At 66.4% G+C, this 16,679-nt stretch carries 3 protein-coding genes; 1 reads left to right on the top strand and 2 read right to left on the bottom strand.

Annotated elements, in window-relative coordinates; translation table 11 throughout:
* The first annotated feature begins 25 nt into the window (after window positions 1–25).
* On the top strand, window positions 26–13,288 hold the full coding sequence (locus ACLQI9_RS09485; RefSeq protein ID WP_442391556.1) for an amino acid adenylation domain-containing protein: 13,263 nt from the start codon (window positions 26–28) through the stop codon (window positions 13,286–13,288).
* Window positions 13,289–13,323: 35 nt separating this feature from the next.
* Here ACLQI9_RS09485 and ACLQI9_RS09480 read toward each other — a convergent pair whose 3' ends face one another.
* Together ACLQI9_RS09480 and ACLQI9_RS09475 are read right to left on the bottom strand one after the other, a co-directional pair.
* Complete coding sequence (locus tag ACLQI9_RS09480; RefSeq protein WP_442378681.1) at window positions 13,324–15,549, bottom strand: ABC transporter permease; 2,226 nt, start codon at window positions 15,547–15,549, stop codon at window positions 13,324–13,326.
* 315 nt (window positions 15,550–15,864) lie between these two features.
* Window positions 15,865–16,584: an ABC transporter ATP-binding protein gene (locus ACLQI9_RS09475; protein ID WP_442378671.1), complete on the bottom strand. Its 720-nt coding sequence runs from the start codon at window positions 16,582–16,584 to the stop codon at window positions 15,865–15,867.
* Window positions 16,585–16,679 lie beyond the last annotated feature (95 nt).

Here is a 16,679-nt window from a genome sequence, read left to right as displayed (position 1 = left end):
GCCGGAGGCTTTCATTGAACGCCCGATGCGTTGGCTGGAGGCCATTTCCCGACACGGCGCAACGATCACAGCCGCGCCGAACTTTGCCTACGAGCTCTGCATCCAACACAGCAGCGAGGAGGAACGCGCGGCGCTCGATCTGTCGAATTGGTCGACGGCACTGTGCGGTGCCGAGCCGGTGCGTACGGCGACCCTCCAGCGGTTCACCAACGCGTTCGCCGTGGCTGGCTTTCGGCCGGAGACGTTCCATCCGGTGTATGGCCTGGCCGAGGCGACGTTGCTTGTGTCGGGTGGGTCCAATTCCACCGTGCCGGTGGTGCGACACGTAGACGGCATCGCGCTACGCGAGCACCGCGTGGTGCAGGTTGCGCCCGAACACCCTGCCGCGACGCCGTTCGTCGGCTGCGGCCGGGTACAGCACGGCCAGGACATCGTCATCGTGGACCCTGCGGCGCGGCGGCCGAGCCGGGCCGGCGAGGTCGGGGAGATCTGGCTCGCCGGGGGAAGCGTCGCGCGCGGCTATTGGCGCAAACCGGCCGAGACCGTGGAGACATTCTCGGCGTTCCTGTCCGACACCGGGCGTGGATCGTCAGACACCGGGCGCGGACCGTTCCTGCGCACAGGGGATTTGGGCTTTCGACTGGACGGCGAGTTGTTCGTCACCGGACGGCTGAAGGATCTCATCATCATCCGCGGGCGTAACTACTACCCCGAAGACATCGAGGCCACGGCGCAGGACAGCCACCCGGCGCTGCTGCGCGGCCGCGGGGCGGCGTTCTCGGTCACTCCGGCAGCGGGATCCGCCGAGCAGCTCGTCGTGGTGCAGGAGGTTGACCGCAATCGGATCCGAGAGGTCGACATCGGCGAGGCCATCGATGCGATCCGCGCCTCGATCAGCGAGCACCACGGGATCCAGCCGCACGCCGTCGTTTTGGTCGAACCGTCACGGATCCCGACGACGTCGAGTGGCAAAATCCGGCACAGCAGGTGCCGGGAGAGGTTTCTTGACGGCGCCCTCGAGGTGTTCGCCGAGTGGCGCCAGCCTCCTGCTAGCGATCCCCAGCCGGCCACACTGCCTGACAACGCACTGCCTGACAACTCGGCACCGGGGCGCGCCGGGCAGCGCGCGGAGGAAATCGCGGCTTGGTTCGTCTCGCAGCTGTCTTCCGAACTCGGCCTCTTACCAACGGAGATCGAGACCTCCGTGCAGTTCGCCAATTACGGTCTTGACTCGGTCCATGCCATCCGGCTGACCGCCGCGCTGCAAACCTGGCTGGGCCGCGAGCTCTCGCCCACCCTCGCGTACGAGTACCCAACGATCGACCTCATTTCCGAATTTTTGGCCCAGGACAGAGCCGAGGACACACCCGCCGAGGACCGACTCGCCGACGGACGCACCGCTGCGGCTGCCGAAACCGTTGGCGCCAAAGCCGAAAGCGTGGATGAGCCGATCGCGATCGTCGGCATCGGCTGTCGCTTTCCGGCCGCTGACGGGCCGGCGGCGTTTTGGCGGCTCCTCGCAGACGGGGTCGACGCCATCACCGAGATCTCGCCGGACCGCTGGGGCGCGCAGGCCTTCTATCGCCCGGATGTGACGACGACGGCAACCCGTTTGGGCGGGTTCCTCGATCAGGTGGACCAATTCGACCCGGAGTTTTTCGGCATCTCGCCGAGAGAGTCGGCCCGCATGGACCCACAACAACGCCTGCTGCTGGAGGTGGCGTGGGAGGCGTTGGAGGACGCCGGGCAGGTGCCGGAGCGGCTCGAGGGCAGCCGGACCGGTGTGTTCATCGGGATCTCTACAAACGAGTACGGACACCTTCAGTTTGGCCGGCTTGCGGATGTCGACGCCTACAGCGGTACCGGAGCCGCGCTGAGCATCGCCGCCAACCGACTCTCGTACCTGTACGACTTTCGCGGACCGAGCATGGCGGTCGACACCGCCTGCTCTTCGTCGTTGGTGGCCATCCACCTGGCATGTCGCAGCCTGCGGGAGGGCGATTGCACGCTCGCCCTCGCCGGCGGCGCGAACGTCATCCTGTCGCCGGGGCTGTCTATTAACTTCAGCAAGGCCGGCGTGATGGCAGCCGACGGCCGCTGCAAGACGTTCGACGCCCGGGCGGACGGATACGTGCGAGGCGAAGGCGCCGGGATCGTCGTGCTCAAACCGTTGAGTCAGGCATTGGCCGACGGTGACCCGATCTATGCGGTCATCCGGGGCAGCGCTATCAACCAAGACGGTCGGACCAATGGGTTGATGGCGCCGAGCCGGCAGTCGCAGGAGGCCGTTTTGGCCGAGGCCTATCGCCGTGCGGATCTGTCGCCGGGTGTGGTCGAGTACGTCGAAGCGCACGGCTCGGGCACGTCCCTGGGCGACGCGATCGAGGCGAAAGCGCTCGGCACGGTTCTGGCGGAGGGCCGCGCGCCGGGCAGCCGGTGCCTGATCGGCTCGGTCAAGACGAACATCGGCCACCTGGAGGCGGCGGCCGGTGTGGCCGGGCTCATCAAAGTAGCGCTGGCCCTTCGCCACCGGATGATTCCGCCGAGCGTGAACTTCACCGAGCCCAACCCTAATATCCGATTCGACAGCCTGCCATTGCGCGTCGCGAACACCCTCACTCCGTGGCCAGAGACCGGCGGCCGAGCGGTCGCGGGAGTCAGCGCGTTCGGCTTCGGCGGCGCCAATGCACATGTCGTCTTAACGGAGGCGCCGGAGACCCGAGTCACCCAACCCGGAGACGACGCGGAGGATCGCGTGGAGCTCCTTCCGTTGTCCGCCCGATCACCCGAGGCCCTGGCCGCACTGGCCGGCCGGTATGAGGAGGCCCTCACGGCCGGGGCGCCGCTTGCCGATCTGTGTTACACCGCGGGCGCGCGGCGCGGCCACCACGATCATCGGCTGGCCGTGGTCGGCGGCTCGCCCGCGGAGTTGTCAGAGTCTCTCGCCGCGTACCGACAGGGTTTGCCTGACCCCGGACTCTCCTCCGGACATTGCCGTCCCAGCCAGCGACCCGGCGTGGTGTTCGTCTTCTCCGGCCAGGGCTCGCAGTGGTTCGGCATGGGACAGCGGTTGTATGCGCAGGAGCCGGCGTTCCGGGATGCGCTGGACATGTGCGACCACACCATGCGCCCCCACCTGGACCGATCGGTGCTCGCCGAACTTCCCGCCGACGATGCCGACGGTGCCGACGATGGCGATTCCTGGCTGGGCGACATCGGCGTGATCCAGCCCGCGATCTTCGCGGTTCAAGTGGCGCTGGCCGCACTGTGGCGGTCGTGGGGGGTCGAGCCAGCGGCCGTGATAGGCCACAGCTTAGGTGAGGTGGCGGCGGCTCACGTCGCGGGCGCTCTGAGCCTGGAAGACGCCGCACAGGTGATCTGTGCACGGGCCCGGGTCCTCCGGCGAGCGCGTGGCCAAGGGGCCATGCTGGCCGCCGAGCTCTCCCTTGCGGAGGCGCAGGAGCTCATCGCCGGCCAACAGGGCCGAGTCGTGGTCGCGGCGATCAACAGCCATCGATCGATGGTGATGTCCGGCGATCCAGCGGTGTTGGCCGGCCTGATGACAAAGCTCGAGCATCAGGGTCGGTTCTGTCGCTGGGTGAAGGTCGACGTGGCCTCCCATGGCCCGCAGATGGACCCGCTGCGCGCCGAGCTGAAAGACGCCCTCGCCGGGCTGCGGCCGGCGGCTGGCGGGATACCCATGTATTCCACGGTGACCTGCGACCTGCTGGCCGACGGGCCGCTCGACGACGCCTACTGGGTGGAGAACCTCTGCTCGCCGGTGCGCTTCTCGGCGGCACTGCGGCGGCTAATCAACCTCGGCCATGACACGTTCCTGGAGGTCAGCCCGCATCCGATCCTGCTGAGCGCGGTGCGAGAGGACGCGGAGGACATCGGCCGCGATTGCACGTTGCTGCTGTCGATGTGCCGTGATGACGGAGGACGCGCCACCCTGCTCAGGTCGCTCGGCACGCTGTACACCCGTGGGCAGCCTGTTGCATGGGAGCAGCTGCGTCCCCGGGGTGGCCGATGTGTGGCGGCGCCCACCTACCCGTGGCAGCGTCGTCGGTTCTGGCCGGACACGACCACCGCGAGCGATGCGGTGGCCCGCCAAGCCACATCATCCGGCCGGCTGCCCTGGCGTGGGCCGCTGCGCTCGTCCGTAGACCCGCAGACGGTGTTCTGCGAAATCGACATCGGCACCGAGCTGATGCCGGATTTGACGGATCACCGCGTCAATGGTTCGGTAGTCCTCCCGGCGGCGGTTCTCATCAAGCTCGCCCTATCCGCGGCCGCGGTGGCCTTCGGCGAAGCGGGGCGCCTGCTCCGAGACGTCGTCTTCCACCGGACGCTCACGCTCACCGACGCGCAGCCGCGCACGGTGCAGGTCGTACTCCGCGGGGATCCGCTGGGCACGGTTTTCTTCGAGTGCCACACCCCGGATATCGGCACGCCAGGCCCGCCAGGATCGCCTGGATACCCGGGATCGTCGGGATGGTTGCTGCTCGCAAGTGGCACCGTCGCTACCTGTGAGCCGAACGCGGCCGACGCCGAACGGCATGTCCCCGAAGAAATCCGGAACGACTGTCCCGACGGGATCCCCGCGCGGTCGTTCTACCACCTCCTAGCAGACCACGGCCTTCAGTACGGGCCAGGCTTTCAGGCGGTGGAAGAAATCCGGCGCCGCGACGGAGAGGCGATCGCCCGGCTGACGCCACCGGGGCCGGGCGGCTCCACAGCCGACCATGACAACACGGCCGACCATGACGACACAGCCGACCACGACTTCAACGCCCAAGTCCTGGATTGCTGCTTCCAGGTCCTGGCCGCGACGCTTCCCGCACGCACCGGCACCGCGGGCGGTACGTACCTGCTGGTGGGTGTGGCCGAACTGCGCAGTCAAGAAACTTCCCATGGTGGGGTGTGGTGCCATGCGGTGCTTCGCCCGGTGCCCGACCCCGAGCCGAACATCGTCGAAGGCGACGTGTTTTTGCTACGCGAGGACGGGCAGGTGGTGCTGTCGGTCCGGGGGCTGCGTCTGCAACGCGTCGCAGGGGATACGCCGGCCAAACAAGCATCGGATCTGCACGACCGGATCTACGAGCTGCGGTGGCAGCTCGCGACACAAACCCCGCCGGACGACGCTCCAAGCCGGCCGGTCGAAGCGGGAAGCTGGCTGATCTTCAGCGACGGCAGCGCCACCTCGGACATACTGCGCGATCACCTCGAGCGGCATTCTCAGACGTGCGTGCTAGTCGAGCCGGGCACAGCCTTTGCAAGCATCGGACCGGGCGCATACCGCCTCGATCCGAAGCAGCCGCAGCACTTTCGCCGACTCCTCGACGAAGCCTTCGCGGCCAACCGGCCACCCTGCCGTGGGGTAGCGCACCTGTGGAGCCTGCTGGCAGCGGCACCGGGGGAGACGTCGACCGAGTCGCTGGAGTCGGCGAGGGTGCTGGGCACGTTGAGCGTGTTGCACCTCGCGCAGGCGCTGACGCTCATCGACTGGCCGGATACCCCGCGCCTGTGGCTGGTGACAAGGGGGGCGCAGGCGGCCGGCGCCGCCCTCGCGCCCGTGTCAATCGCCCAGGCGCCGTTGTGGGGGATGGGCCGCAGCATCGAACACGAGCACCCCGAGCTGCGCTGTTCGCGAGTCGACCTGTCGACGGACGGAGGGCCCGAAGAGCTTCGGGGCCTGTTCGACAGGTTGTGGGCCGATGGCCCCGAGCCCGACGTGGCGCTGCGTGGCAGCCTGCGCTACGTCGCGCGACTGGCCCGCCACGACAACACTGTTCACCCGCTACGTCCGCCCGCGCCGGCCCAGCCCCCAGCGCCCGGTACCCCGTTCCGGATGGTGTATCCGGCGCCGGGCGTGCTCGACGATATTCGCGCCTGGGCCGCCATCCGACGGGTGCCGAGGTCGGACGAGGTCGAGATCCGTGTGCACGCCGCCGGGCTCAACTTCATGGACGTGATGCGGGCCCTAGGCGTGTATCCCGGTCAGGTTGACGGGCCGGTGCGGGTGGGGATCGAATGCGCCGGCACTGTCACCGCCGTCGGCGACGGTGTCGACGAGTTTCGGGTGGGGGACGCTGTCATCGCGTTGGCGATGGACGGCGTCGGCTCGTTCGTGACTACTCCTGCGTGCCTGGTGGCCGTGATGCCGGCGCAGCTGAGTTTCCAGGCAGCGGCCTCGCTGCCGATCGCATACCTGACGGCCTACTACGCACTTCATGAACAGGCACGGCTGCGCCGCGGGGAGCGCGTCCTCATCCATTCCGCGGCCGGCGGTGTCGGCCTTGCGGCGGTCCAAGTCGCCCGCTGGCTCGGCGCGACGGCGTACGCCACCGCCGGCACCCCGGAGAAGCGAGATCACCTGCGTGCACTGGGCGTCGAGCACGTCTGGAACTCACGTTCCCCCGGGTTCGCCGATGCGGTACTCAGCGCCACCGGGGGCGAGGGCGTGGATGTGGTGCTCAATTCGCTGACGGGGGAGGCGATCGCCGAGAGTCTGACGGTCCTGAGACCGTTTGGCCGCTTCCTGGAGATCGGGAAGCGCGACGTCTACGGGCATGGCCGGCTACGCCTGTGGCAGCTGCGGCAAAACGCGTCCTACATGGTCGTCGATCTGGCACAACTTGTCATCGTTCGTCCCGATTATGTCGGCGCCCTGTTGCGCCGGATCGTGGCGTGCGTCGGGCAGGGCGCATTGCAGCCACTGCCGGTGCGTACGTTCGCCGTTGGCCAGACCGCCGCAGCCGTTCGGTGCCTCGCGCAGGGCAAACAAATCGGCAAGGTCGTCGTGTCGCTGGACGACGGGGCGCCACCACTCGTCCACCCTGCCGACGCCCCGGTCGGGTTAGTAGCCGACGCCACGTATCTGATCACCGGCGGGCTTGGCGGGCTCGGCCGTGCCGTTGCCACGTGGATGGTCGACCAGGGCGCCCGGCATCTGGTGCTGATGGGGCGTGGCCCCGCCTCGGAGTCCGCGCTGGCGACCCTCGACGCGCTGCGAGCGGCCGGCAGTGAGGTCGTCGTTGCGCGCGGGGACGTCGCCAGCGCGGACGAGGTCGCGGCCGTGCTCGGCTCAATCCGCGCATCCATGCCGCCGCTTCGTGGGGTGGTGCACGCGGCGGGGATCCTCGACGACGGCATCATTGCGCGCCTCGACGGGAGCCGCCTACGCGACGTCATGGCCCCTAAGGTCGAGGGCGCCTGGAACCTGCACGCGCTGACCCGAGACGCGGCGCTGGACTTCTTCGTGCTCTTCTCGTCGGCTGCGTCGGTGCTGGGTTCGCCGGGTCAGGCGCACTACGCGGCGGCGAACGCGTTCCTGGACGCGTTGGCGTGGCATCGGCGCGCGGAGGGTCGCCCGGCGTTGAGCATCGACTGGGGACCGTGGGCCGGGGTTGGTTTCGCCACTCAGCCCGAACAACTGCGTCACCTCATCGAGCACGGCGTCGAGCCGATGCCGGCCGCCGACGGTGTCCAGGCGCTGTCGCACCTGCTTCGGGGGTCCGCCACGCAGGTTACCGTCCTGCGGGCCAACTGGGCCCAGTGGCGCAGCCCGGGCGTGGATCCACCTCTGCTTGCGCACCTCGGTCCCGAGTCGTTGGACGAAACGCCGGCGACGGGCGGCGCGCTTGCACCGGGAGCTCACCTCAATGACGAGGTGCGCCGCGCGGACCCGGCCGAGCGCCAGCGGCTGCTCGAGTCCTACCTGCGCGATCAAGCAGCCGGCAAACTCGGTCTGGCACCGTCGCGGCTGGACATCAAACTGCCCCTCAACCATCTCGGCGTCGACTCGCTGATCGCGACGGAGCTGCGTACCCAGATCGAGCGTGACTTGGGCATCGTCGTGCCGGTCATTGTGCTGCTGAATGGACCAACCATTACACAGCTCGCCGCCCGGCTTGGCGACCGCCTTGACGGCGTCGATCCAGCCAGGCCCGATCCGACCCCGGCGGCCGACACGCGCGAAACGCCGCCGGACAAGCCGCAGGCGGACGTTTCGGCCTCGGTGCATCCGTTGTCGTACGGACAACGGTCCCTGTGGTTCCTCCATAAACTCGCACCGGCTAGCCCTGCCTACACCATCACCTATGCCGGGCGGATCACGGGTGACGTCGATGCGTCGGCGCTGGAACGCGCCGCTCAGGCGCTTGTCGAGGGGCACCCGATACTGCGCACTACCTACGCCGTACACGACGGCCAGCCGGTTCAGCTCGTTCATCCGCGGTGGCCGGTGCGGATCGCCTGCCACGACGTGGGTCCCGACGAGCCGCAGCTGCACGAATGGCTACGTCGGGAGTCCAATCGTCCGTTCGACCTACAAACCGGTCCGGTGCTCCGGCTCAGCCTGCTCCGGCGCACACCCAGCGAGCATGTCCTGGTCCTGGTGGTGCATCACATCGCCGTCGACTTCTGGTCCATCGACGTCATTCTCGATGAGCTGCGCCTGCTGTACGCCGCAGAACACGGCTCAGATCCGCCGCCGCCCTGCCCGGAGCGCTACGTCGACTACGTGGACTGGCAGATCCAGATGCTCTCTGGTGCGGAGGGGGAACGCCTCTGGAATTACTGGCGCCGGCAGTTGTCCGGTGACATCCCGAGCGTCCAGTTACCCATCGACCGGCCACGACCGGCGGCTCAGACCTATCGCGGCGCGGTGCATCGCTTCACCCTCGACGGCCGGCTGGGCACCTGGGTCAGGGAGGTAGGCCGGAGCGCCGGCACGACGCCGTACATGACGTTCCTGGCGGCGTACGCAACGCTGCTGCACCGCTACGGCGGCCAGGACGACCTCCCGATCGGTTCACCATTCGGCTGCCGCGACCGGCCAGGGCTGGAGGGCCTGGTTGGCTACATAGCCAACCCGGTAGTTCTTCGCGCCGACCTGCACGGCGACCCGACGTTCACGTCATTGCTGGGTCGCGTCAAGGACACGGTGCTGGCGGCGCTCGCGCATTCGGACTACCCCTTCGCGCTGCTCGTCGAGCGGCTCCGGCCGGCCCGTGACCTGAGCCATACACCGCTCTTCCAGGTCTCGTTCGCCTGGGAACAGCCGCGTCGCTTCCAGGACGGGCCGGGCGGAACAGCCGCGGCCGGAAGCCCCGGCACGCTGGACCTGAGCACGATCCACATCGGTCAGGGCGGTGCGCCCCTGGACTTGATGATGCAAGTGGCCGATTCCGACGGGCAGTTCACTTGCGAATTGCAGTACAACACGGACATTTTCGATCAGGCGACGATCGAGCGGATGGCCGGGCACTTTGTGACGCTGCTGGGCGCCATCGCCACCGACGCCGACAGACGCCTGTCGGAGCTGCCGGTGCTCACCGAAGCGGAGCGCCTTGAGCAGGCGGCGTGGAATGAAACCCGGGTCCGCTACGAGGCGCCTGATTGTGTTCACGAGATGGTGGCGAAGACGGCTCAACGACGCCCGGATGCGATCGCGGTGTGGTTTGACGACCGCGAGATGACCTACACGGAGCTCGACCGGCGCGCGGATGCGCTAGCCCATCGGCTGCAGCGCCTGCGTGTCGGACTCCACAGCATCGTTGCTGTGCTCCTCGACCGCTCAGAAGACCTGGTCGTGGCGTTACTGGGTGTGCTCAAGGCGGGTGGCGCGTTCATGCCGCTGGACCCGGCGCAACCGACAAACCGCATTGCCGCCATGATGACCGACGCCGGCGTGCCCGTCTGCGTTACGCACCAGCGGCATCTGCAACGGCTGCAAGGGTTTTCCGGTCACCGGCTGTGCCTCGACGCGCCGTCGACACCGATGGCAGAGGACGCCGTCGCCGCCGTTGTCGGCACGACCTCGGCCAGCCCCGCCTATGTCATCCACACCTCCGGCTCCACGGGTGTCCCGAAGGCGGCGATCAACACCCACGCCGGGATCCGCAACTACCTGCTGTGGATGCAGGCAACCTACCGGCTCACCGTTGACGACCGGGTGCTTCACCACACGCCGGTGACCTTCGACGCCTCGGTGGCGGAGATCTTCTTGCCGTTGATCGTCGGGGCACAGCTTGTCATCGCGAAACCCGAGGGCCACAAGGACCCCGCCTACCTTGTTCGCACCATCGCCGAGCAGTCCGTCACCCAGGTGGTGCATTTCGTGCCGTCGATTCTGCGCGCCTTCCTTGCCGAGCCGACGGTGACCGCCTGCGTCGGGCTGCGCAGGGTGTCGTGCGGCGGCGAAGTGCTGCCGTACGAACTCACTCAGCGCTTCCTGGCCATGCTGGACGCAGAGCTGTGGAACGAGTACGGCCCCGCCGAGACCGCGATCACCGCGACCGCTTTCCACTGCAAGGCTGGTGCCTTCGGCCCCCCGGTCCCGATCGGGCGACCGCTCGCCAACGTCCGCGTCCATCTCCTGGATGGCCATCTCCGACCAGTGCCGGTGGGTGTGCCGGGTGAGCTGTTCATCGGCGGGGTCGGCGTGGGCGGCGGCTACCTCAACCAACCCGACCCGACGGCAGCCAGATTCATCGCCGACCCGTTCGCCGACGAACCCACCGAATTGCTGTACCGCACCGGCGATTTGGCGCGCTACCTGCCTGAAGGCAACATCGAGTATCTGGGACGCCTCGATGACCAGGTGGAGATCCACGGCGTGCGGATCGAGCCGAGTGAGATTGAGGCTGCACTGGACAAACACCCCAGGGTTCGGGAGAACGCGGTGATCGCCGGCAACGACGGCCGTGGGAACACCCGGCTGGTCGCCTATGTCGTGGCGCCCGGCGAACCCGCGCCCACCACCGCCGAGCTGCGCCGCTTCCTGCTCGATTGGCTTCCCGCGGCGATGGTGCCGGCCGTCTTCTGCGTGACCGAGGCACTGCCGCGCACGTCGAGCGGAAAGGTCGACCGTCGGGCCTTGGCGGCGGGGGACGAAGCGGCGTCGGTGCAGGAGCCGACCTTCGTCGCCCCACGCACCCACGCCGAGAAAATCCTCACGGAGATCTGGCGCCAGGTGCTCGAAGTGGAACGCGTTGGCGTTCACGACGACTTCTTCGCGCTCGGTGGCTGCTCGACCCACAGCCTGGAGGTCACGGTCAAAGCCAACGAAGCCGGCCTGCCGCTGAAACCGAAGTCAGTGTTCTTGTTCAGCACGGTCGCCGAGCTGGCCGCCGAATACCGCCAGGCTGCCGAGGACGCTCCGGATCTCGGGGACACCACGGAACGCGTGAACGGAAGTCAAGTCATCACATCGCGCGCAGCGAAGGAGTGTCTCGCCGAGCTCGATCCTGTTGTGCCGGTGCACACGAACGGCCAGGAGCCGCGAAACACCGTGATCGAAAGCATCGGCGCCTACCTGCCCGCAGACGTGGTTTCGACCGAGAACGTCCTCGCCGGATGCGCCAACGACATCGGCATCCCGTTGGAACGCCTGACCGGCATCAAGCACCGGCGGGTGGCCGGGCACGGCGAGTTCTCGATCGACCTCGCCCGGCAGGCGGCGGTTGACTGCCTGGCCCGGTCAAGCTACGGACCCGACGAGATCGATCTGGTCATCTCCTGCAACATCTCCCGCTACGACGGGCCCGGGCACAAATTTGTCTTCGAGCCCAGCACCGCGGCCCGGTTACGGGATCAGTGCGGCCTGGCCAACGCGCTTGCTTTTGACATCACCAACGCGTGCGCCGGGATGTTCACCGGCATCACCGTGGCCGACGCATTCCTTAAGACCGGGCTGGTCCAGCGCGTGATGGTGGTCAGCGGCGAATACATCACCCACCTCACCGACACCGCGCAGAAGGAAATCGCGGGTCCGATGGACGCGCGGCTGGCTTGCCTGACCCTGGGTGATGCCGGCGCCGCGGTGATTCTGGAGCGCGGCGCCAACGGCCGGGTCGGCTTCCACGACATCGATCTGGCCACGCTCAGCCGGTACAGCAGCCTGTGCGTGGCCAAGGCGACCAACGGGCCGCACGGCGGCGCGATCATGCTCTGCGACTCCATCGCCGCAACGGCGGCGGCGGTCAAGCGTTGCGTGCCATACGTCACCGCGGTGATGACCCGGCACGGGTGGCGGCCCGAGCACTGCGATCACATTGTCATGCATCAGACCTCGGAAGCATCGCTCAACGACGCGGTATTCGCGGTGAACCGGATGTTTGGACACACCGTCGCCCATCCGGGCAACATCATTTCCAACCTGGCCGAGCGGGGAAACACCGCCAGCACGACACATTTTGTCGCGCTCAGCGACCACATCCGGGGCAACCGGATCCAGTCCGGAGACAACGTGGTCTTCGGCATCAGCGGCTCCGGCCAAACCGTTGGCGCCGCGCTCTACACCTTCGACGACTTGCCCGACCGGCTGCGCCGCGGGTCCAATGGCCACCGCGGCGGCAGGCGCTCGACAGGCTTGCGCTCCACCGAGCGACCAGTTACGCACCGCGTCCGCATCGAAGGTGCCGGCACCGCGCAAGCCGAGCAGTCCGGTCCTCGACGCGCGGTCGACCTCGCGGTGCAGGCCGCCACGGCTTGCCTCGACCACAGTGGGCTCGACCGGGCCTCGCTCGGCCTGATCATTCACGCCGGGGTGTACCGGGACGACTTCATCTGCGAACCGGCCATCGCCGCGCTCGTCGCCGGCGAGTTGGGGGTGAATGACGACCTGGAATCTCCGGACGACCCCAAGACTCTTGCCTTCGATGTGCTCAATGGCGCGCTCGGCTTCCTCAACGCCTGCCATGTCGCCACCCAGATGATCGGCGCGGGAAAGGCCGAGCACGCGATGGTTGTGGCATCCGAGGTGGAAAACAACACTGCTGACAGCGGGCGGCCGTTGTATGGCATCGCCGAGACGGGGTCGGCTGTGATCCTGGGTAGGACCGACGGCACAACGGGCTTCGGCCAGTTCGTGTTCCACCACCATCCCGAGTACGGGCGGGCACTGTCCACGTACGTCCAGCACCGAGATGGACAGAGCTGGCTACAGATCGATCGCGATCCAAACCTTGAAGCCCACTACCTGGACACGATCCCCGCTGCTGTCGAGGAACTGTTGAAGTTGGAGGGACTGGGCCGTTCCGAAATCGCTCTCGTGTTCCCCCCATACCTGTCCGCCGCGGGCCGTGCGGAACTGGCCGCGCGCATCGGCATCCCGAGCTCGCGGTTCGTCGATGTCGCCGCCGAGGCCGACCTTTTCACCTCTTCCGTGCCGTATGCGCTGGAGCATGCCTGGCGGCACACGCGGCTCAGTTCGGGCGACGTCGGCTTGATCGTGAGCGTCGGCTCGGGCCTACAGGTCGGCTGCACCACCTACCGCTTCTGATACCAGTGCCCAGGGTTGTTTGCCCAACGCACCGGCTATTCATCCCGCAGCAGCGTCGCCGGTGCTTCCCGAGTGCTTCTCCACGCGGGGACGACCGCCGCGAGTGTCGCAACCATCGCGGCAAGTGCCGCGTATCTTATTGCTTCTGACAATGGGAATATAAACGGCGTAGCGGAACCCACATCGACGATTGCAGCTCGTCGAACCGCTTCGATGATTCCCATGGAGAGCGCTGCGCTGAATAGGGCGCCCGCCGCGCTCGCGATGACGGCATCGAAAGTTACTATTGCGAAGACCTTGAATCGGGTAGCCCCAAGCGCCTGTAGCAGAGCTAACTCGCGTCGACGCTGTATCGCGACAAGTATCAGGGTCCCGGACATCGATACGAAAGCGATGGCGAGCAGGCCGTATTTTAGCGTGTCCAATGGTTTGAGATATCGATCCTCACCGCTGACGACGGCACTTCGATACCCCGCTGCGTCCGTCACCTTGACAGGCTGGTTCAAATCACTGGCGCTAATCTCTGCGGAAATCCGGTCAAGTGGAAATCCTGCCGTCGGTTTGAGAAAAACCAAACTCGCCGGCTGAGGACCGAAAAGCTGGTCGGCAAGGCGATATGGCATTTGTATCCTCCGACCGCCCACTTCAGGGGTCGCCAGAATCGTACCGATGGTCATTTTACGAGCGTTTGGTCCGCTTCCGAGAAGGAGCGTGTCGCCGACGCGAAGACCGTTCTCCCGGGCGAGTGTGTTGCCGATGACCAGTTGATCTGCGTCAATGCTCACCTGTGGGGCTTGCCCGGCGAGCACCGGGAAAGGAAAGGTCGGCCGATCCTCAGCTCGTATAAAAGCCGATGATCCATTCGCAAGCATGGTCTCGATTTCTGCTATTCGCTCCAGGGTGTCAACCCCCGGTAAGGACGCCAGCGTGGCTACGTTGCCAGGGGAGAATTTGGCATCCATCGACCCATAGTCGGTGAATCCCGTGGTAGTGAGCACCAGACGTCCCTGTGCCTGTGATTGAGCTACGTCGCTGACGTTGCGATCGATTGCGACAAGGAATCCGGATAGCAGTATCGCGGTAGCTACGGGTACTGCGACAGCGCCTGTGATGGCGGTTGTTCGTGATCCACTGGCTCGGAGTCCCCCGAGCGCCACAGTGAGCGTTGCCCTGTGCGCTCGGTCAGGCCGGGCCCGGATGGAGGTGATCGCCTGTGCGCTCAGATATGCTGCGGCCCCGAGCAATCCGACCAAGGCGACAATGACCGCGACGTTGGCAACCGCAGCCTGCCAGGGCTCGAGGCCGCCCGATTTGGTAGCCAGCCTCGCGGAGATGACTCCGCCAAAACCGATGGCCAGCATCGCCACCGCTTTGGGCCAGATGCTTCGCGCTGTGGTGGACTCTTCGCTGGCTCGGCCCGAGAGTTCTGCCGCAATCGCTGTTTTCGACGCTGACAGGCTGGGGGCTAGGGCCGCAAGAACCGCGAGGAGCACCCCCATTCCCAATCCGACCACAATGATACTCGGTTTGACCACTACCGGGACATCGACACCAACGAACAATTGGGTCAGCTCACTGGCGCTCGCAACGACTGGCCTTGCGAGGATTATGCCGGTGAGAATCCCGATGACCGAGCCGGCCGCTCCCAGCAGGGCAGCTTCTGCAAGGAACCCGATGATGGTCGATAGCGGCGTTGCGCCCAGGGCGGCGGCGATCGCGATGTCGCGTCGCCGTTCCTCGACGGACAGTCGGGTGACTTGGGCGATTAGGATGACGCCTACCCCGACCGCGACGAGCGCAAAGATCCCCAGCAGCGGAAGAAGTAGGGTGTTGGGGTCGAATCCCCCGGCCCGGTCGCGGCGAGTGAGGACGCCAAACCCAGGCCCTAGTGCGTCGATTAAGCTTGCACGTACCGTCGAAGCGCTCGCGTTGTCGGCCACTCCCACGTAGAGGATGTCGACCCGGTCGGATCGCGCGAATTGTGCCTGTGCTGTGCTTAATGGCAACACCACAACGCGCCCGTTGTTGACGCTATCCAACTTTGGGACTTGCTGAAGCGTTGGCATCGACAGCTGCCCTGCGTCAGTCGCCAGTGTTGCGGAAGGGCTCAATGAGCTGCCGAGTGTGGTCGAGGTAGCCAACATCGGTGGTTCTCGTTGGCCGGGTGGGCATACCGTCGCATCGACAATCCACACGGCCGAACAGTCGATTCCCATGGCCAGCACGTATGTTTCGTGGTCACGGTTGCGTAGCAACGTCACGGCTCGGATGACGGGCACTGTCGCCAACACGCCTGGCACATGGCTGGCAGTGTTGATAACCCCCGGGTCGATGCCGCCCCGGGTCGCGGCGCCAACGATGCGTAACGGCGTGGGACCGGCAATTTGGTTACCCACATCGTCCATAGCGCTGCGGACGCTGGTGGTTTCGATCATCGCGGCGACAGCAACGGCCACCCCACCGCCGAGGGAAATGGCCGCCAGTAGCGCACGCAGTTTATGTTGCCGGATAGCCCGGACATTGACGGTGCGCAGAACGCCGAGTGTCGCGGCTAAACGCCGAAGCGCCATCTGGTGCTACTCCTGTATTGCGCTGCTGTCTGTTTCTATGCGACCGTCGAGAAGCGAAATGACCCGAGGGACTTCTGCGGCGATCGACCGATTATGCGTGACCAGGACAATTGTTTGACCTGACCTATTGAGGCTTTCGAGGGCATCGACGACCTTACTGCTGTTCTTGGTATCTAAATGGCCCGTGGGCTCGTCGGCGAGAATCACATCCGGCGTCGCGAACAAGGCTCGCGCGATCGCCACCCGCTGCTGCTCACCACCGGACAACTCCGCGGGCAGCCGGTCGGCCAAACGGGCGACACCGAACTGATCCAACAATCTGATCGCCCGGTCATACCGATCCCGACCAGACTCACCGGACAACAAACCGGAAAGCATTACATTCTGGGCAATGGTTAGCCCGGCGAGCAGATTCAACGACTGGAATACGTACCCTATTGTGCGACCGCGGATGCGGGCCAACTGCCCGCGAGACAGCCTGGCCACACTCTTCTGGTTGACCCGAACATCACCGCTCGTCGGAGTCTCCAGCAATCCTAGAATGCTCAGCAATGTCGACTTGCCCGCACCCGAAGGTCCCACCAACGCCACGAACTCGCCCCGAAATATTTGCACATTGATGTTTTTGAGAACTGGCGTCGCGGTGGCCCCGCGGCCAAACGACTTGCAGAGATTGTCAGTTTCAAGAACAGCGGTGCTATGAGCCTCGCCGCCGCTTAATCCCATGTTCGCATCTTAACCCAAGATCGGCGACCTGACTGGCCGCACACGTCGTCGCACGGCCGGCAGCAGTAGGAGCCCCGCTCCGAGCCAGAAGAGGG

This window comes from Mycobacterium sp., from assembly GCF_052143115.1.
Taxonomy (GTDB): domain Bacteria; phylum Actinomycetota; class Actinomycetes; order Mycobacteriales; family Mycobacteriaceae; genus Mycobacterium.
This window is presented reverse-complemented; position numbering and strand designations above follow the sequence as displayed.